This is a genomic window from Acidobacteriota bacterium (assembly GCA_033549365.1).
In the GTDB taxonomy this organism is placed as follows: Bacteria; Acidobacteriota; Aminicenantia; order Aminicenantales; family Saccharicenantaceae; genus JAWSUF01.
In genome coordinates, this window is sequence record JAWSUF010000001.1 from 469296 (window position 1) to 488194 (window position 18899).

The 18899-nt window shown below is 59.2% G+C and carries 17 protein-coding genes and 1 tRNA gene; 10 read left to right on the forward strand and 8 right to left on the reverse strand.

Going from position 1 to position 18899, the window contains the following annotated elements; genetic code table 11:
- Nucleotides 1–64: 64 nt before the first annotated feature.
- A complete protein-coding gene (gene thiE / locus SCM96_02120; GenBank protein ID MDW7759416.1) occupies nt 65–700 on the forward strand; it encodes a thiamine phosphate synthase in 636 nt (211 codons plus the stop codon).
- A 1-nt stretch (nt 701) separates the two neighbouring features.
- Here the strand turns inward: thiE and tsaE are convergent, their stop codons facing one another.
- Both tsaE and SCM96_02130 read right to left on the reverse strand, forming a co-directional pair.
- Complete coding sequence (gene tsaE / locus SCM96_02125) at nt 702–1118, reverse strand: tRNA (adenosine(37)-N6)-threonylcarbamoyltransferase complex ATPase subunit type 1 TsaE (GenBank protein MDW7759417.1); 417 nt, start codon at nt 1116–1118, stop codon at nt 702–704.
- Nucleotides 1115–2668 (reverse strand): NAD(P)H-hydrate dehydratase, encoded by a 1554-nt coding sequence (locus tag SCM96_02130; protein ID MDW7759418.1) that lies wholly within the window; start codon nt 2666–2668, stop codon nt 1115–1117. Before SCM96_02130 ends, tsaE begins: the two co-directional genes overlap by 4 nt.
- 111 nt (nt 2669–2779) lie before the next feature.
- Here SCM96_02130 and gap point away from each other — a divergent pair, with 111 nt between their 5' ends.
- The 6 genes from gap (at nt 2780) to SCM96_02160 (ending at nt 7665) form a co-directional block, all read left to right on the forward strand.
- The gene (gene gap, locus SCM96_02135) at nt 2780–3781 is read left to right on the forward strand and encodes a type I glyceraldehyde-3-phosphate dehydrogenase (GenBank protein ID MDW7759419.1); all 1002 of its coding nucleotides are present in this window, start codon (nt 2780–2782) and stop codon (nt 3779–3781) included.
- 7 nt (nt 3782–3788) lie between these two features.
- Nucleotides 3789–4979: a phosphoglycerate kinase gene (locus SCM96_02140; protein MDW7759420.1), complete on the forward strand. Its 1191-nt coding sequence runs from the start codon at nt 3789–3791 to the stop codon at nt 4977–4979.
- Nucleotides 4976–5755 carry a triose-phosphate isomerase gene (gene tpiA / locus SCM96_02145; GenBank protein MDW7759421.1) on the forward strand — a complete coding sequence of 260 codons (780 nt, stop codon included), beginning with the start codon at nt 4976–4978 and terminating at the stop codon, nt 5753–5755. Before SCM96_02140 ends, tpiA begins: the two co-directional genes overlap by 4 nt.
- Nucleotides 5752–6144 carry a preprotein translocase subunit SecG gene (secG, locus tag SCM96_02150; protein MDW7759422.1) on the forward strand — a complete coding sequence of 131 codons (393 nt, stop codon included), beginning with the start codon at nt 5752–5754 and terminating at the stop codon, nt 6142–6144. Before tpiA ends, secG begins: the two co-directional genes overlap by 4 nt.
- A 24-nt stretch (nt 6145–6168) precedes the next feature.
- Nucleotides 6169–6256: transfer RNA gene (locus SCM96_02155), tRNA-Leu, on the forward strand.
- Between the two features lie 215 nt (nt 6257–6471).
- Nucleotides 6472–7665: a VWA domain-containing protein gene (locus SCM96_02160; GenBank protein ID MDW7759423.1), complete on the forward strand. Its 1194-nt coding sequence runs from the start codon at nt 6472–6474 to the stop codon at nt 7663–7665.
- Nucleotides 7666–7677: 12 nt separating this feature from the next.
- Here the strand turns inward: SCM96_02160 and SCM96_02165 are convergent, their stop codons facing one another.
- The 4 genes from SCM96_02165 to hemW form a co-directional block, all read right to left on the reverse strand.
- Nucleotides 7678–8577 (reverse strand): class I SAM-dependent methyltransferase, encoded by a 900-nt coding sequence (locus SCM96_02165; GenBank protein MDW7759424.1) that lies wholly within the window; start codon nt 8575–8577, stop codon nt 7678–7680.
- Nucleotides 8574–9014, reverse strand: a complete 441-nt coding sequence (locus SCM96_02170) for a thioredoxin family protein (protein ID MDW7759425.1) — start codon at nt 9012–9014, stop codon at nt 8574–8576. The genes SCM96_02165 and SCM96_02170 overlap by 4 nt, the downstream gene beginning before the upstream one ends.
- Nucleotides 9015–9080: 66 nt before the next feature.
- On the reverse strand, nt 9081–9887 hold the full coding sequence (locus tag SCM96_02175; protein ID MDW7759426.1) for a DNA alkylation repair protein: 807 nt from the start codon (nt 9885–9887) through the stop codon (nt 9081–9083).
- Between the two features lie 127 nt (nt 9888–10014).
- Nucleotides 10015–11145, reverse strand: a complete 1131-nt coding sequence (hemW, locus tag SCM96_02180; protein MDW7759427.1) for a radical SAM family heme chaperone HemW — start codon at nt 11143–11145, stop codon at nt 10015–10017.
- A gap of 138 nt (nt 11146–11283) precedes the next feature.
- Between hemW and metG the strand changes: the two genes are divergently transcribed.
- Together metG and SCM96_02190 are read left to right on the forward strand one after the other, a co-directional pair.
- Nucleotides 11284–12930, forward strand: a complete 1647-nt coding sequence (metG, locus tag SCM96_02185; GenBank protein ID MDW7759428.1) for a methionine--tRNA ligase — start codon at nt 11284–11286, stop codon at nt 12928–12930.
- Between the two features lie 14 nt (nt 12931–12944).
- Nucleotides 12945–13727, forward strand: a complete 783-nt coding sequence (locus SCM96_02190; protein ID MDW7759429.1) for a class I SAM-dependent methyltransferase — start codon at nt 12945–12947, stop codon at nt 13725–13727.
- Nucleotides 13728–13995: 268 nt separating this feature from the next.
- On the opposite strand, the gene SCM96_02195 is transcribed toward SCM96_02190, so the two are convergent.
- Nucleotides 13996–16800, reverse strand: coding sequence for a glycosyl hydrolase (locus tag SCM96_02195; GenBank protein ID MDW7759430.1), 2805 nt, complete (start codon nt 16798–16800; stop codon nt 13996–13998).
- Nucleotides 16801–16923: 123 nt separating this feature from the next.
- Between SCM96_02195 and SCM96_02200 the strand changes: the two genes are divergently transcribed.
- Nucleotides 16924–17523: a DUF2179 domain-containing protein gene (locus tag SCM96_02200; protein MDW7759431.1), complete on the forward strand. Its 600-nt coding sequence runs from the start codon at nt 16924–16926 to the stop codon at nt 17521–17523.
- Here the strand turns inward: SCM96_02200 and SCM96_02205 are convergent.
- Nucleotides 17501–18898, reverse strand: coding sequence for a hypothetical protein (locus tag SCM96_02205; protein ID MDW7759432.1), 1398 nt, complete (start codon nt 18896–18898; stop codon nt 17501–17503). The two genes, SCM96_02200 and SCM96_02205, sit on opposite strands and share 23 nt — an antisense overlap.
- Nucleotide 18899 lies beyond the last annotated feature (1 nt).

The window sequence follows — 18899 nt, forward strand, 5'->3', positions numbered from 1 at the left end:
GCCTGTCAACCGGAATCGGGATTGCCCGTGAAGGGTGAGGTTGTTATAATCGGCGGGAGCTGCCATGAAAAGGATCGATTGGACATTCTATCTTGTCGCCGACACGGCTTTCCGGCGCGGCCGGGATTTTCTCCAAGCCATCGAGGACGCCGTTGAAGGCGGCGTGACCGCGATCCAGATCCGGGGAAAAAACATCGAGGGCGGAGATCTGTTCACCCTGGCATCGACGGCCGCATCCCTGCTGGAACCGCACGGCATCCCCCTCATTATCAACGACCGCGCAGATGTGGCCCGAGCCTGCAGCGCTGCGGGCGTCCATCTCGGACGCGATGACCTCCCCATTGAAGCGGCCCGCAAAATCCTGGGACCGGACGCCGTGATCGGCCTGTCCGTCAATACGATTGATGAGGCTCGGGAGGCCGAAAGGCTCGGCGCGGACTATGTCGGCCTCGGTCCCGTCTTCGCCACAACGACCAAGGACACCCCTCTTCCCGTTCTCGGACCCGAGGGTGTGGCCCGCGTCAAGGCCGCGGTCGGCATCCCCGTCATCGCCATCGGCGGATTGAATGCCGCGAACGTCGCCGCAATCATGCAGGCCGGCGCCGACGGCGCAGCCGTCATTTCAGCCGTCTGGGGAGCCCCCGATGTCCGCACCGCGGCGCAGGAGTTTCTGGCCGCCATACGGACATCCCAGCCGTAAGTCAGGCTATGGAGATGCGCCGGGTGTCGTTCTCCTCCACTTCGATCGTGACCCGGATTCCTTCGATCGGGAAAGACAGTTTTTCCGCCCACTCAATGACGACGACGGCCCTTCCGATAAAATCCTCCCAGCCGAGGTCGGCGATTTCCTCCGCCGCTTCCAGCCGGTAGAGGTCGATGTGATAGAGGGGATAACGGCCCTGATGGATATTGGTGAGCGTGTAGGTCGGACTGCAGACTCCCGATTCCTCATCGATCTCGAGACCTGCAGCGATGCCCTTGGCGAAAACCGTCTTGCCGGCTCCGAGATCCCCGACAAGAAGAACGGTCTCTGCACCCTGGAAACCCCGGGCCAGATCCCGGCCCAGTTGGAACGTCTCCTCTTCCGAACGGGTGGTGAAGATTCCGGAAGGAATCAATCGCCCTCCAGTTCTCTTAGAGTCCGGGGCAGAAACCGGATGATGTCGCCCGCCGTCAGAGCCCTCTGGGATACGGACTCCGCAGCCAGGTCGCCGCTCATGCCGTGAGCGAAGACGGCGGCCGTAACGGCGGGTGTGAGGGCGGCTTTCGGCATCAAAAAGGCGGCGATCATCGCGGCCAGGACATCCCCCGTTCCGCCCGTGGCCATACCCGGGTTCCCCGACGGATTGACGAATATCCGGCCTTCGGGGTCGGCGACAAGCGTCCGGTATCCCTTGAGGACAAGGTGAAGACCATGTGTCCGCGAGAAGCCGGGAGCGAGCTCCAGGCGGCGGGATAGAACGTCGGGAATCGAAAGGCCGGTCAGCCGGGAGAACTCCCCCGGATGCGGCGTCAGAACGCAGGGCGCCTTCAGAACATCGAGGACTTCTCTGTGCGAGGCGATGATATTCAGCCCGTCGGCATCGACAACGATCGGGATCTTGATCTCGGGGAGAAGATACCTGACAAATTCCACAGTCGACGGGTCGGTCGAAAGCCCGGGTCCGAGAAGAAGCGCGTTCTTCCCCTTAAGAAGATTGCGGACGACAGGCAGGGCCTCCCGGGCGATCGTGCCCTTGGGCGTTTCCGGAAGAGCCTCCGTCATGAGTTCGCTCGAGGCTCGGGCAACGATCGGCAGACAACTCTCAGGCACAGCCACGGTCACAAGACCGGCGCCCGACTTCAGAGCGGCCTTGCCGGCCAGGACGGCGGCGCCGGTTTTTCCGCGCGAGCCGGCCACAATCAAAAGGTGGCCGTAGGTGCCCTTGTGGGTGTCCGGCTTCCGCCTGTCAAAAAAGGGCAGGAGGCCTTCGATTTCGACAAGTCCCAGCCGGTGCGCCGGGTCGTCCAGAAGCGCCGGAGGCATGCCGATATCCACGATGCGGAGCTTCCCGACACAATCTTCTGCGGGTGGAAAGACGTGGGCGATCTTGGGGGCGGCCAGGCAAACCGTGAGGTCGGCCTCGACACATGGACCGATGATTTCGAAGGTGTCCGAGGATAGCCCGGAAGGGATATCGACGGCGACGACAGGGGCCGGAGAACGATTGATGGCAGCGACGGCCTCGGCGTAGAAGCCTTCAAGAGGCTTTGTGAGCCCGGTCCCGAAAAGAGCGTCCACAATGAGCGGCGCTTCCTGAAGGCGCCTTGCCGCCCGCTTGATATCGGCGACTGTTCGGATCTCTTCGATTGGAAGTCCCATGCGCACGGAAACGGCCAAATTCACGGCCGCATCTCCCCGAATTTCGTCTTTTCCGGCAAAGAGCAGGATCCGGGGCCGCCAACCCTCGATGGCCAATTGGCGGGCGATGACAAAGCCGTCGCCGCCGTTGTTGCCCTTTCCCGCGGCAATCAGGACCTCGCCGCCGTCGCATTCGGGATAGGCGTCGGCGATGGCGGCTGCGGTCCGGATTCCGGCGTTTTCCATGAGGACAACCCCGGGGATGCCGATCTCTTCGATGGCCTTTCGATCGACCTCCCGCATTTCGGCGGACGTCAGGATTTTCATGGATTCACCTCGCCCGAATTCTAGCACGCCTTGAATGCCGCGGGCAATTGTGATACAAAGAACTTACACGCATTCATCTCTAAAAACATAAGATTTGAGGAGGTTTTTTTCATGAGCATTCGAATCGGCATCAACGGGTTCGGCCGCATCGGCCGGAATATGCTGCGGGCATCCATCGATGACCCCGCCGTCGAGTACGCGGCCGTCAACGACATCACGGACGCCAAGACTCTGGCCCACCTTCTGAAATACGACTCCGTCCTCGGAACCTTCAAGGGTGAAGTCGCCGCCGAAGGCGACACGATCATCGTCAACGGAAAAAAAATCAAGGTTCTGGCCCAAAGAGATGTCTCGGGACTTCCGTGGAAAGAATTCGGCGTCACCGTGGTCGTCGAATCCACCGGCCTTTTCACCAAGCGTCCCGACGCCGTCAAGCACATCGAGATCGGCGGAGCCAAGAAGGTTCTGATCTCGGCCCCGGCCACCGAGCCCGATATCACCCTGGTTCTGGGCGTCAATGACGCCGCCTACGATCCCGCCCAACATCATGTCATTTCCAACGCCTCCTGCACGACGAACTGCCTGGCCCCGGTGGCCAAGGTTCTTCACGAAAATTTCGGCATCGAGAAGGGCTTCATGACGACGATCCACGCCTACACCAACGATCAGAAGATTCTCGACGCTCCGCACAAGGACCTCCGCCGGGCCCGCGCCGCCGCCGTCTCCCAGATCCCGACGACGACGGGCGCCGCCAAGGCCGTGGGACTGGTTCTTCCCGACCTCAAGGGGAAAATCGACGGCATGGCCATCCGCGTCCCGACCCCCAATGTCTCCCTCGTCGACCTGGTGGCCGTTCTCGGAAAACCCGCCGAAGCCGAAGCGATCAATGCCGCTTTCCGGAAGGCCGCCGAGGGCGATCTCAAAGGCATCCTCGGATTCACGGATGAGCCCCTTGTCTCCGTCGACTTCATGTCCGACCCTCGGTCCGGAATCGTCGACGGCCTGTCGACCAAGGTCATCTCCGGCAATCTGGTCAAGGTCCTGGCCTGGTACGACAACGAGTGGGGCTATTCCTGCCGCCTGGTCGATCTGGCCAAATTCGTGTCCCGGTGAACCGGCCGTGAAATCCCTGGAGAACCTGGACGTCAAGGGGCGGCGCGTTTTTCTCCGCGTGGATTTCAATGTCCCTCTGGATGACAACGGCGTCGTCCGGGACGACACCCGGATTCGGGCGTCATTGCCGACGATCACGTTCCTCCTGGACAAGGGCGCCAAGCTCGTCGTCGCCTCCCATTTGGGACGGCCCAAGGGAATCGTCAATCCGAAGATGAGTCTCAAACCAGCCTCGGCGCGACTGGCCGAACTCATCCCCAACAAGGTTGTTCAAGCCGCCGACGTCATCGGCGAGGATGCCGCCCGCGGGAAAAAGAACCTCGGCGACGGAGAAGTCCTGGTCCTCGAAAATCTGAGATTCCACAAGGAAGAGACGGCCGACGATCCGGATTTCGCCCGTCGTCTGGCCGAGGATATCGACATTTACGTCAATGACGCATTCGGCGCCTGCCACCGCGCTCACGCTTCGGTCAAAGCTTTGGCGGAATTCGTTTCGGACAAGGCGGCCGGATTCCTGCTTCACAAGGAGGTTGAATATCTCCGTAAAGTCGCCTTATCTCCCGAGAAACCTTATGTCGCCGTCCTGGGCGGCGCCAAGGTCTCGGATAAAATTCCGGTTCTCGAAAAAATCGTCACCCGGGCCGACCGCATCCTCGTCGGCGGGGCCATGGCCTACACCTTCTTCAAGGCTCTGGGACGGGACGTCGGACGCTCTCTAGCCGAGGACGCACAGAAAGACATCGCCTTGGATATCCTGCGCAAAGCCGAAAACCACCGTGCCGACTTCCGCCTCCCTGAAGACCACGTCCTTTCGACCTCCATCGACGGCAGCGGAGAAACCCGGATCGCGGAAGGCTTCCCCTTCCCGGGCGATATGATGGGCGTCGACATCGGACCCCGAACATCAGCCGCCTATGCCGAGGCTCTGGCCGGAGCCAAAACCATCTTCTGGAACGGGCCCATGGGTGTTTTCGAAACGGAAGCATTTTCCCGCGGCACAACAGCCGTGGCCGAAGCTGTGGCCGCATCCCCGGCCCTCTCCATCGTCGGCGGCGGAGATTCCGTGGCCGCCGTTCACAAGGCCGGGGTCGCCGGCCGCATTTCCCACATCTCCACCGGCGGAGGAGCCTCGCTCGAATTTCTGGCCTACGAGACCCTCCCGGGCATCGAGGCCCTGGAAAAGGAGGACCGCCCATGAAAAGGAAACCCTTTATTGCCGGAAACTGGAAGATGAACAACCTGGTCAGCGGCGCCCGCCGCCTGGCCTCCCAGATCGCCCAGATGAGCGGCGATGTCGAGGAGGCGGCGCTGGCGGTCTTCCCGCCCTTTACCGCGTTGGACCAGGTCAAAAAAGCCGTCGCCGACACCCGGGTCATGGTCGGCGCCCAGGATATCTTCTGGGAGGACGCCGGGGCCTTCACCGGCGAGATTTCCGCGGCCATGGTTCGCGACCTGGGATGCAGCCATGTCATCATCGGCCATTCCGAGAGGCGTCAATATGCCCGAGAAACAGATGCCGACGTCAATAGAAAGATCCGGGCCGCTCTCCGCCACGGTCTGTCCCCCATTGTCTGTGTCGGAGAATCCCTCAAGGAGTGGGAGCGGGGCGAATCTCTTTCCCGTGTGGAATCGCAGTTGGAGGCCGGTCTTCATGAAATCGACGCCGCGGACATGGTTTCAGTGATTATCGCCTACGAACCGATTTGGGCCATCGGGACCGGCCTGACGGCCGAACCGGATCAGGCGGAAAAAGTCCATGCCCGGATACGGGAGTGGATCGAAGAAAAATATGGCGCCGCGGCGGCCGATTGTGCTATAATTCTCTACGGCGGTTCTGTGAAACCGTCCAACGCAGCGTCGTTGTTTATGGAGTCGAATATCGACGGATTTTTGGTCGGAGGGGCTTCCCTGGAGGCGGAATCCTTCATCGGGATCGCATCGGAAGCCATCCGAACCGGTAAGGACAAAAAGTGAGCACCATCGTCATTACCATCCATGTCATTGTTTCGCTGATCCTGATTCTCTCTGTTCTTCTTCAGTCCGGAAAATCCGCCGACTTGGCGGGCGCGTTCGGCGGAGGCGGAAGTCAGGCGGCCTTCGGACCGAGAGGCGCAGCTTCTCTCCTAAGCAGGATCACAACCGCCTGCGCCGTGCTTTTCATGATGACATCTTTGGGTTTGTGGATCATATCGGCCGCGGGAACTCGGTCCGTTATCAGCGGCGAACCCGCCCCCAAGGAAACGCCCGCCGCCGTCGAAACCGAAAAACCGGCCGGCGAGGCGGATGAAGCGGAAAAACCGGGAACGGTCCCCCCGGAGAAAAAAGAGGATTCGGAGACGACCGGAAACGGCGATATCGAATAGGGACGGCGTCCCAGGCTTGCCCATGCCGAAGTGGTGGAATTGGCAGACACGCTAGCTTGAGGGGCTAGTGAGCATTTAACCGCTCGTAGGGGTTCGAGTCCCCTCTTCGGCATTCCTTCTCACCTGTTTTTGATGACTCTGGAATCCTACCAGGCAATCCGGTAACGAAATCCTGCTTTTCGACGTATAAGAATATGGTGTTTGTAATGGATTTTTACATGTCATTGGAAATGGACATCCCTTCCTCAGGAAAAAGGATGGGAGGATATGGCACAATTCATGCATAAAAGAGAAATCGAGAAAGGGATTATTTTGGGAGGTCACGAGATGAAAATCATCCTTTGCTGTCTTCTTCTTGTTTTTTCGGGAAACGTTTTCGCCCAGGAAACGTCCGCCGTGGACATCGCCGTCAGGGTTCATGACGGCGACCGATTCGTCGACACCTTGACGCTTGAGGATTTCGAGATCCTTGAAGAGGGAAAGCCCCAAAAGATTGAAGCCCTCTACCTTGTGCGGGGGCAGAACATCATCAAACGCTGGGAAATTCAACCGTTCGAGCCCGCCGTCGGCCGTCATTTCTATCTGCTTTTCCAGAGCGTGGACTACGATTCGAAATTCGCCGAAGCCGTGGATCATCTTTTCAAGAACATCCTCCGTCCCGGAGACACCATGACTCTCATGACCCCCATGAAGGTCTACTCCCTGAACGAGGAGGCTCTGGTCAAGAAACCCGCCGAAAGCCTGTCCAAGGAGATGCAACAAATTCTTCGCAAGGACATCCAGAGAGGCGGCGGCGACTACCGAGACATTCTTAAGGACTTGAGGCGGCTGGTCCGCTCGATCGGCGGGGATTCGGGCGTGCCCAATCCCGACATGGAGGGCGACGCCTTCGCGGGCGGCGCTTTCGGACTCGAGATGCAGATCGACCGCTACAAGCAGAATCTCATGAAACTGGAAAACATCCGTCTGGTGGATGAGAACAAAATGCTCGGCTTCGCCTCTTCGCTCCGGACTCTTCCGGGACAAAAGATCGTCTTTTTCTTTTATCAGCGGGAATTCCGGCCGGAAATCAGCCCCCAGGCCATGAACCAGATGATGAGCATGTACCAGGACCAGCCGAACATTCTCAGCGACCTGCAGGATCTCTTCAGCTATTATCGCCGGGAAGCCCCTTTTAACAGCCGGCGCGTGTCTCAGGCCTTTTCCGATGCCGGGCTGAGCCTGAATTTCATTTTCATGAACAAGGAAGCCCAGTACATTTTCGGGGCCACGATGAGAGAACAGTCCGAAGACATTTTTTCGATCTTCAGCGACATCGCCCGGACGACGGGCGGCCTGTCCGACATGTCCCAGAACCCGGCGGTCTCCTTTAAAAGCACGTCACAGGCGTTTGAAGACTACTATCTTCTCTATTACAGGCCGTCGGATCCGGCGCCCGCAGGATCGTTTCGGACGATCGAAGCCAGGGTTCCGGGACGGGACTTCACCATCCATCACCGTAAAGGATACTTGAGAAATTAGAACGGCGCGGCGTTAACGCCGGTAGACGAAGATTTTGTGCTCCTTGCCCGTGCTGTCGGCGATCGTTTCCTCGGCGATTTTGTTGTCCTCCCAGCCGGGCATCCGGTAATTGTGGGATACGACACGGGCTCCCGGGGATAATTCCTTTTCGAGTTTGGGGCGGAGGAGCGCGTTCGATTCCGGAAGAAGATACATCGTCACCACCGTGGCTTCGGACAGATCGAGAGCCAGGGCATCGCCGTGAATGAATTGGGTCCGCTTTTCGACGCCCGCGGCCCGGGCGTTTTCCTCGGATTCACGAATGCGCTCGGGATCGATGTCGATGCCGACGGCTCTGGCTCCGTAGGTTCCGGCCGCGGCAATGACGATCCGCCCATCGCCGCTTCCCAGGTCATAAAGGATATCTTCTTCCGTAATGTCGGCAAGCGCCAGCATTCTTTCGACGACGGCCCGGGGTGTGGTCACGAAAGGCGCCAGGTCCACGGCATCCGTCTGCCCATGAGCGCCCAGCCAGACATCGATCCGGTCCTTTTCATTGTATCGGAAGGAGTAGGGACGCCCCGGGCTCAGAAGGCGCCAGACTTCAACGCCGTCCCGGAAAAACTTGACAACCATAAGGTCCGGAGCGGGATGGCGGCGCACCTCCCCGGGGGCCAGACGAAGCGTTTGGGGAATTTCGTCGGATTTGTATTCCGTGATCGTGTAACTGACGTCCTCATCCATGGCATTGCGCAACGTGACTTCGGCGTGATCGACGCCCGGATAGCTTTCGGCCGCGGGAGCGGTTTCTCGGGCCGCAGCAACGGGGTCCACGCTCCGGCCGGGTTTAAGAATAAAAAATGCGCCCAGCGCCAAGAGAAGGACGGCCGCCGCAAATTCGATGAACCGACGGGTCTTTCTGCCGTCCGTCATGACAGCTTGGCCACCCATAGGGAAAAGTCCTCTTCCCGGGCCGCGCCCTGGTGCCGGCCCCGTTCCATCCCCTTGAAAAAGACGCAAAAGGTGGGCACGGCCTGAACGCCGAATCGCCCGGCCAATTCCGAATGGGACTCCACATCGACTTTGGCCACGGCGATATCACCGGCCCGTCTCCGGGCCAGGCGCTCGACAATCGGATTCATCATGTGGCAGGGTCCGCAGGAGGGCGAATGAAAATCCAGAAGAACCGGAAGCCCGGACCGCTCGATCAGCGCAAGGACACCGTCGGCTGACGGCTCGAGCACCGTGCCGGGAGGAGAAAGCGGACTTCGGCAGCGGCCGCAGGCGACTTTTTTGGCTCCGGCATCAGCCGGGTAATAATTCGTCGTGCCGCATACGGGACAACTGACCTTGGTTTTATCGGCTGTCATGGTCTTCCTCCCTGAGCCGTTTCATCTTAACACAAGGGGCAGGTGCGGGCAAACCGCCGGAAAGATTCAGGCTTTGTCGCGGCCCGACCGAACCGGGTGTCTTTTCACCGAAAGCGGCCGGGAACGCGTGGTTTCCAGAATCCGCCGCCTTTCAGGCTCGGGAAATCTTTCGATGGCATATCGCAGCGTCGTCCGGGGAACGGCCGGTCCGTGGAGGAGTAGAAACGTCTTCAGACGGTGTTGATCGCACTTTCCCGCTTCTCGGAGGAGCCAGCCGCAGGCTTTGTGAATAAGATCCTCACGATCGGCGAAAAGGTCGGAGACGATGCCGTAGATCGTGTCTCCATAATGGGATTTCTTGGCCGGTTTGATGAAGGCGACGACGGCGGCCCGCCTGACCCATATATTCGGATGGGACGTCCAAGCCCGGATCTTCTTTTCCAATTCGGGGTAGGTCTCCACGAGAAAACCGAGAACGTCCGTGCAAAAGACATCGACGGAGGCCCAATTGTCCAGATAATTCTTTTCCAGCCACCTCTTGATCCTGTCGAACAGGCTTTCCGGAAATTCTTTCCGGAAGCGGGACAGAACGAGGGCGGCCACGCCCTTGGCCTCGAGCTCGGGCTTGGGGAACAGGATTTCGCAGAGTTCGACGGCGTCCGGGAAAGTCCAACGGCCCCTGAGATCTCGGTAAAGATCCGCCGCAATGGCTCGGACACGGGGTGACGGAACGCCGTAAAAAGACGCTTTCTCCTTGAAGTACCTGGATGCGCCGGCAGCCTTGACGGGATCGGCCTCGGCTTGAAGAGCGGTCAGCGCCGCCTTTGCCGCCTGCCGGGGTGTCATGCTCTTGGACATCATCTTATGCCTCATGTCGTCCTCCTTCTTTTTATGAATAGATCAGGGAGCCCTGGTCTATTCACGCCCGGCAAACCCAAAGAAAACGGATACCCGAAAGATTGATCGGACGGCTCTGGAAATTGAAAACCTATCGGCATTTTTATGAATAGATCAGGGAGGAGAGGATGGTGTTGGAGATGAGCATCCTCTCCCGGGGGATACGCCATCGGCCGTTTTCGACAATCAGGGACCCCTCCTTCCTGAGAGATTCCACAGTGTCCGTCATCGTATCTTGGACAGCAATTCCGAATCGCCGGCCGAGCTTTTCAGGGTCCAGGCCCTCGTCCAGCCGCAGGCCGAAGGCCAGAGCCTCCCGGAAGCTTTCCACCCCGGAAAGTTCCAGAACCTCGTCCCGCGGATCCTGACCCTTTTCAAGAGCCCGGCTCCACTTTTCGATCGATGACACATTCGTCCAGCGCACGTTTCCGACGTGCGATGCGGCCGACGGCCCAAGACCCAGAAAGGGCTCATAACGCCAGTACTTGAGATTGTGGCGGCAGGCCCGGCCGGGACGGGCGAAATTCGAGATTTCATAGCGGACAATCCCCAGGGATTCCAGGCCGGCCGCAAGAGACTCGAATCTTCGCACGGCGCCGTCCTCTTCGTCCGGACTCAGGACGAGATCCGCCGCCGCATCCCGTCCTTCGAGTTCCTCCAGGAAATAGACCGAGACGTGGTCGATTCCCAAGCGGTCCAAAGCCGCCAGATTCCGCTCGACCGTAAGCCGGGTTTCTCCCGGAATCCCGGCGATCAGATCGACGGCGATATCCGCGAAACCTTCCCGGCGGGCCGCATCCAGAAAGACAACGGCCTCATCCGCACGGTATCCGGTCCGGCCGAGCCGGCGGAGAATTCCGTCCTCGAAAGATTGAACGCCGACGCTGAGACGCGTGACCCCGGCCTTCCGCCAACCTCGGAACAGACCGGATTCGAATGCGCCGGGATTGACTTCGAGGGTGAATTCCTCGAGCCGCAGATTCAACCGCTTTCGGAGAGAGTCGGTCATATGGATCAGATCATCCGGGGAGAGGAGGGACGGCGTTCCCCCGCCAATATAAAGCGAATCGAAAACGCATCCATCCACGGCCGCCGCTTCCGCTTCTAGGGCGATTCCTTTTTTCCATGTTTCGACCGCCGCCGGATCCCAAGGGACACTGAAAAAATGGCAATACCGGCACTTGGCGGAACAAAATGGGACGTGGACATAAAGTCCGAGATTTCCGGTCGGCATCGCCTTCCAGACTATGCGGACGGGAAACGCCTGTCAATGCCTTTCGATCGCCTCCCGCTTACAATCCGGAAGCCGTTCTGATAAACTAGGAGCCGATACCTCACCGGGTCACATCGCAAGTTGAAGAAAGGAATGCTGATGAAGGACCGACGCCGCATCCTCGTCACGAGCGCCCTCCCCTATGCCAACGGCAGCATTCACCTGGGGCACCTTGTGGAATACATTCAGACGGACATCTGGGTCCGCTTTCAGAAAATGCGCGGGCATGAATGTCTTTACATGTGCGCCGACGACACCCACGGAACCCCCGTCATGATCAGCGCCCGATCCCTCGGCATCACGCCCGAAGAGCTCATCGACCGCATGCACAGGGAACACACCGAGGATTTCGCCGCTTTTCATGTCGCCTTCGACAATTATTACACGACGAACTCCGAGGAAAACCGCATTCTGGCCGAGTTCATCTATTCCGAAGCCAAGAAGAAGGGACTGATTTACGAGAAGGAGATCGAGCAGTACTTCTGCGAAAAGGACGGCCTGTTTCTGCCCGACCGGATGATCAAGGGCGCCTGCCCGGTCTGCGGGACGGAGGACCAATACGGCGACGCCTGCGAGTCCTGTTCGGCAACTTATGACCCGACCCGTCTTGCCGGACCGACCTGCGCGATCTGCGGCGGCCGGCCGGTTTTCAGAAAATCCATCCATCACTACTTCCGTCTCTCGGCCATGACGGATGAGCTCAGCCGATGGGTCCGGGGAGGACACCTTCGTCCCGAACTCGTCCGCAAGCTCGACGAATGGTTCGGCCAGGGCATCCGCGACTGGGACATCTCCCGCGACGCCCCCTATTTCGGTTTCAAGATCCCCGGAACCGAGGACAAATATTTCTACGTTTGGATGGACGCCCCCATCGGCTACATCGCCGCGACGAAAAACTGGTGCGACCGGACGGGCGCCGATTTCGAGGCCATCTGGAGACGGGGGGAATACGAAATCCATCACTTCATCGGCAAGGACATTCTCTATTTCCACACGCTTTTCTGGCCGGCCATGCTCATGACGGCCGGTTTCACGACGCCGACCCGGGTCCACGTTCACGGCTTCCTGACCGTCAACGGAGAAAAAATGTCCAAAAGCCGCGGGACGTTCATCCGGGCCGCCGACTTTCTGAAACACCTCAATCCGGAGTTTCTGCGTTATTATTACGCCTCGAAACTCGGGCCGGCGCCCGAGGACGTCGATCTCAACCTCGACGATTTCGTCCTCAAAGTCAACGCGGACATCGTCGGCAAAGTCGTCAATATCGCCAGCCGCGTCGGCCGCATCGCCGCGTCAGGCCTGGACGGACGCCTGTCCACCCCCGACACATCCGGCGCCGCGCTCCTGGAAAACATCCGAAAATCCGCAAACAGCCTGGCCGATTATTATGAGGCTCTCGAATTCGGCAAGGCCATGCGCGAAATCATGAACCTGGCTGACCAGGTCAACAAGCACATCAATGACGCCGCCCCCTGGGAATCGGTCAAAACCGATCCGGAAAAAGCCCGGCAAACCTGCACGGCGGCGCTTTCGGCACTGGCCATGCTGGGCGGCCTTTTGAAACCCGTCCTGCCGCGGATCGCCGCCGGAATCGAAAGTTTCCTCAATCTCCCGCCCTTAACCTGGTCCGACATCGCGGCCGTCCCGGCCCCGAAAACCGTCAAGCCTTATGAACGGCTGGCCGAGCGTATCGATCCGGCCGCCGTCGGCCGCCTTTTCGAAACCGTCAAGGCAGAGAAAAGCTGACCGCGGAAAGACGCATGAGACTTCCGTCTCCCTATGAAGCCCCCGATTTCTACGACCTGGCCTTCGACGACATCGACTTCGACATTCCCTTCTGGATCGCCGAGGGATGGGACGGCGGCGGTCCGGTTCTGGAGATCGGCTGCGGAACAGGGCGGGTGCTTCTGCCTCTCCTTGAGGCGGGGCTCGATGCTGAAGGCCTGGACGAAAGCCACCCCATGCTCCATCGCCTAAAAGCCAAGGCTGCGGCCCGGGACCTCACTCCTGTTCTTCACCTTAAGGACATGCGGCGGTTCCGCATGAAGCGACGCTATCGGAGAATTTTCATCCCCTTCAACGGATTCGCCCACGCGGAAACCCAGGACGACCAACTGGCCGTCCTCCGCTGCTGCCGGCGCAGCCTGGCACCCGGCGGCGCGGTCGTCATCCACATGTCCTATCCCGGACAGGCCTATTGGACCGGCGAGGACGGCCGCCCCGAACTCGAAATTGAAGCCTCCATTCCCGGGACAAAAAACACCATCCGCCTTTTCGACACCCGGCAAAAAGACCGGGTCCATCAGATCCAGGATTCCATCGCCGAATATCAGATCGTCGGGCCCGGCGGGAACCTCATCGAATCCCGCAAACTCCAGACCCGCCAACGATGGGTCTACTTCCACGAATTCGAACTGCTCTTCCGCTGCGCCGGATTCGCCCGCTGGGAGATCCTCGGCGGATTCGAGCGCGAGCCTCTGGAGCGGGACGACCAGCAAATGGTGGCATTTGCCTGGGCGCCGTCCAACCGGTCAAAATCCTGATCCATCCTGCTTCCGCTTTATGGGCTCGGGGCGCCCTGCGGAAGCCTCGTTGTAAGGGATATTAAGGTGAAAACGCCAGCCCCGGCAAAGGGGGTGTGCGCGGGTCGAGATTGCCGTTCCGACAAGGAAGCAGCTTGCGAAGGCGTAGTTGAGCTACGTCGAGCAGGCTGCAACGCAGTCGGAATGGCGAGATCGGCTCGCCCGAAGGGTTCATAGAGCCGGAATTAGGAAAGAATAAAAATCCGGCTCTATTAACGCACAGTCCCGACTATCGCATAAATTGAAAGGCTTCGACTTTGAGGGCTCCCCTCTCCACCATTTTGCCGACCCGGAGTTCGACCGAGTATTCGCCCGGCTTGACCGGCGCCTTGCTTCCTTCCGGGATGAGGTCCCATTCCACGATGTTCATGCCCATAACGGCTTGAACGTTCAGGCTCTTGACCAAGGCTCCGGCCTGATCCTTGACCATGATCGTCGCCGGTCCCGCGGCGGAGGCCCAGAATTCGATCCGGGCTCTTCCCGGAGCGCCGAAATACTGCGGCACAATCCGGGTTTCCGGGATCGGGTAGAGATGAGCCTCTTTCTTCAGCACTTCGGGCGTCAACTTCTGGATTTTTTCGACGGGCATGACGAAGACGCCGCGGCCGTGCGTCCCGATGATCAGGTCTTTTTCCCTGGGATGGATGCGCATGTCATAGACGGCCTGGACGGGCAGGTTGCATCTCAGGGAATGCCATGTCCGTCCCCTGTCGAGACTGACATAAGCGGTCAGGTCCGTCCCCAGGTAGAGCACGTTTTCGTTTTCGAGATCCTCCCGGATGACATTTACGCCCTCCTCGGGGAGATTGCCCTCGATCGAGGTCCAGGTTGCACCGTAATCTTCCGATGAAAAGACGTAGGTTCGGAAATCGTCCTCGCGGTACCCGATCATGGTCAGGTAGACGCGTCCGGGAGCGAAACGGGAGGCTTCGATCCGGGTAACCCATTTCTTCGGCAGGCCTTCGATGATGCTGTCCCAGGATTTGCCCATGTTTTTCGTCACCCAGACGTTTCCGTCGTCCGTTCCGGCATAGATGACCTCGGGGGTCAGGGGCGACTCGTCGAGGGCCGTGATGGTGGCGAAAGGCACATTCCCGTCAATGTTCTTCCGATCGGTCAGGTCGGGAGAGATCTCGATCCAGTTGTCTCCCCGGTCGACACTCTTCAGAATCTTGTTCGCCCCCAGAATGAGGGTATAAGGATTGTGCCGTGAAATCATGAACGGCGTGAGCCAGTTGAACCTGTAGGGAGGCTGGACGGTCTTCAAATCGGGACGAATGCTTTGACCCCGGCTTTCCTCGGCCAGGTTGAGGCGGAAGATACTGCCGAACTGAAAGGCCGCATAAACCGTGTCGGGATCCTGAAGATCGGGCTGAACGAAGGCGCCGTCACCGCCCAGGATCATCCGCCACTGTTTGTCCCTCCGTCCGAAGACGAAATCGCTGGGACCCATATTGACACCGTTGTCCTGAAGGCCGGTGTAAATATTGTAAGGAGTCTGCATGTCGAAAGCGACGGTGTAGCATTGGGCCAGAGGGATGTTGTTGATTTTCTGAAAGGTTCGTCCGGCATCGTAGGAGACGTTCAAACCGCCGTCGTTCCCCAACCAGAGGACATCCGGGTCGTTGGGGTCGATCCACAGGGCGTGGTGGTCGGGATGGACATCGAACAGGCCGGTGCCGTAGCTTCCGCCGGCTTCGGGGATTTCCTTGAAGGTCCGGCCTCCGTCGGTCGATTTCATGGCCGGGACACCCAGAATATAGACGGTGTTCTCGTCTTTGGGATCGACGGCCATTTTGCCGAAATAATAGCCGTAGGTATGGACGATTCCGGCCGGGAGGTCCTCCTCATGGGTCCGTTTCCAGCTCTCGCCGCCGTCATCGCTTCTGTAAACCTCGGCTCCCTTGACCTGGGCGGCGAAGAGGGCGGCGTTGGCCCCGCCGATCAGGATATCGGCCAGGTCCGGAAGCGTGATCTCACCGTTCCGAACGGCTTCCTTGACGGCCTTGGCGGTGAAGACACGTGGGGCGCCCGAGGATCGGAGAAGGGACTCCAGGCGGGCGTCCTCGATCTTCAGGAATGCCTCAACATCCATCGTTTTCAGGCTTTCCGCCGTAAGATCGGCCGTCCGCCCTTCTCCCGGCCGCCGGGCCACGGGCCGAGGAGCCTGGTTATCATGAAAGGCGTAAACGATATCGGGATTCGACCGGCTGAATCTCAGGCCGATCCGGCCGACATGTTCGCCCTGGGGAAACCCCTCGACGACTTTGCGCCAGGTTTTCCCGCCGTCCGTCGTCTTGTAGATCGCGCTCTCCTCCCCGCTTCCGGTGAAATGCCAGGCCTTCCGGTCTCTTTCCCAGGCGGCGGCCAACAGGATTTCGGGGTTCTTCGGGTGCATGGCCAGATCGATGACGCCCGTCCGCGGCGAAACATAGAGGATTTTCTCCCAGGTTTTTCCGCCGTCCGTCGTCTTGAAGACACCCCGCTCCTCGTTTTCCGTATAGAGACGGCCGATCGCGGCGACATAAACGATTTCGGTATCTTCGGGATGGATGAGGACTTCACCGATGTGCTGAGTGTCGGCCAGCCCCATATGAGTCCAGGATTTGCCGCCGTCCGTGCTCTTATAGACGCCGGTTCCGGCATAGGAGCTTCTTGAAGAGTTTTCCTCGCCCGTTCCGGCCCAGATCAGATTTTTATCCTTTTCCGAAACGGCGATATCACCGAACCCAACGGCCGGCTGGTTTTCGAAAAGCGGCGTCCAGGTGGTTCCCCTGTTTTCCGTGAGCCAAAGCCCACCGGACGCTGCGGCGACAAGGATCCGATGGGGATCGGAAGCCCAGCCTGCGATGTCACAGATGCGGCCGCCCATGAAATAGGGGCCGACGCTCCGCCATTCGAGCGCCCGGAACGGACTCTCGGCCTGCATGGCCGTATGCCGGGAGAAGGACTGGAATCTTTCCTCCGGCGTGGTCGCGGCGAAAAGGGACAAGGCAAAAACGAGAACCAGGACTTGAATGACGGCTTTTTTCATATGGCACCTCCAGGGAAATTATAACCGGCCCGCACGGATTTGTCATCGAAAACCGGCAACCTGGAGGGTCGATATTTGCGTTTTTTTCGCCGCTGAGGCATTCTTAAAGGGTAAAGGAACAACATGTTTGAACACGCCTTCAATTCCCCGGTTTTCCAATGGATCATCCTGCCCCTTTTGATTTTCTGCGCCCGCATCATCGACGTTTCCCTGGGCACGCTGCGGATCATCTTCATTTCCCGGGACAAGCGGTTCCTTGCGCCCCTCATGGGATTCTTTGAAGTCCTGATCTGGCTCCTGGCCATCAGCCAGATTTTCAAGAATCTCACCAATCCCCTGTGCTATATCGCCTATGCGGCCGGATTCGCCGGAGGCAATTTCATCGGGATGGCCATCGAGAACAGACTGGCCATCGGCACCCAGGTCGTCCGCGTCATCGCCAAATCCGGCGCCGAGGACATGATCGCCAAGTTGAAATCCAGAGGGTACGGATTGACCATTCTCGAAGGAGAAGGCGCGGTGGGGCCCGTCACGGTGCTGTTCACCATCATCAAAAGGAAGGATCTGCCCGAGCTCATCGAAATCATCCACAGCGTCAACCCCAAGGCATTCTACACCGTCGAGGATGTCCGAAGAGCCCGCGAGGGCGTTTTTCCCACGGCGCCGCCGAGCGGCCGCACGGGCATTCTGAATCGCTTGCTTATGGTGCGCAAAGGAAAGTAGACGAAGCCCAGCGAATGACCTCGACTCCGATCACGAACCGGACGCGACTCTGTCCGGAATCATTCCGAAACCAGCGCCTTTCGATCCCGGCGTAGGGCCGGATTTTCACAGGTCCACCGACTTCACCGAAGACCCGGATTCTCGTTTCCCGTTTCGTTGAATCGTATTCTCCTGAAACATCGACTCCGAAATCGACCGGCTTTTCGACTGTGTTCAGGCCCAGGTGGAGAGCGGCTTCAAAATCCCTGTGGACATTCCATCCGCCCCGGACTTCGAACCGCAGAGGGCGGCCGAGCCGATTAAAATGCGACTGATTCCTCAGTCCAAGGCCAAACCCCAGGTCCACGGCCCCTTCCGTGGAGGTATCGAGGGGCATCTCCACATCGAGACGCCCGTATCCGAAACCATAGAGACCGGGAACAGCCCGCCTCTCATAAACAAGGGACAGCGGATAACGCATGGAATCGGGCCGGAAACGGCCGAGGAACGAGTTGCCCTTGAGTACGGGAATCCGAGTTTCGATCTGGAGAAGAAAACGCCGGTCGGGCCGGTTGAACAGGATCAATCCAACAGCGGGGACGGCCTTGACTTTGTGAATCCCGTCCCCGGGAAAGGCCTGAAGCCGGAGATGCTGATGCTCGAATAGAGCGTCTTCAAGACCGTCCGATTTGAAACGAAGGCCGGCATAGGTCATGTTGCGGTCTTTGTAGGTCCTGGCATTGCGGACGAAGAGGTCGACGTTGTCGTTGAGAGCGGCTGAGAGTTCCGCTTCGTGGAGAAGGGTTTGAAAATTGACAAGCCGGGCTTCCCCGGAGAGAGAAAATTCCGAACCCAAAATCCTCGGCCAAGCGCCGTGGATATGAGCCAGGCTGCGATATCCTCCGGTTTTGCCGAGATAGGTTCCCAGCCCCAGGCCGGCCGTGACATGATCGGACGCGAAGCGGATGCGGGCTATCAGTTCGTTGATGTCGAAGATGACGGGATTGGGACGCGAGGTAACATGGCGGCAAAAATGAATGAGATCGCCCTCGAGAAAAAAGCCCCGGCCGACCGGAGAACTCCAGCCGGTTTTGATCCGGAAATCGATCTCTCCCTGGAGGCGGCTGTTCGTTTTCTGGTCGAAGCGGATGTCCAGATGCCAAAAGGACGATCCGGCGGGAAAGGTCAATTCAACGGTGGGCCGGAAAAATCGACGGGCAAAACGATCGGCACCGATCTCGACTTCGGAACGGATGCGGGGCACGGCGGACGTCTCTTCGGATCCGGTGACCGGAACGGGATGAGCCAGGGTCACCGCAGCGGCAAGACATAGAATTACGGTCATGGCGGCGGCCGGGCGACCGGCTGTTTTTATGTTGCGCTCTCCGTTTTTCATG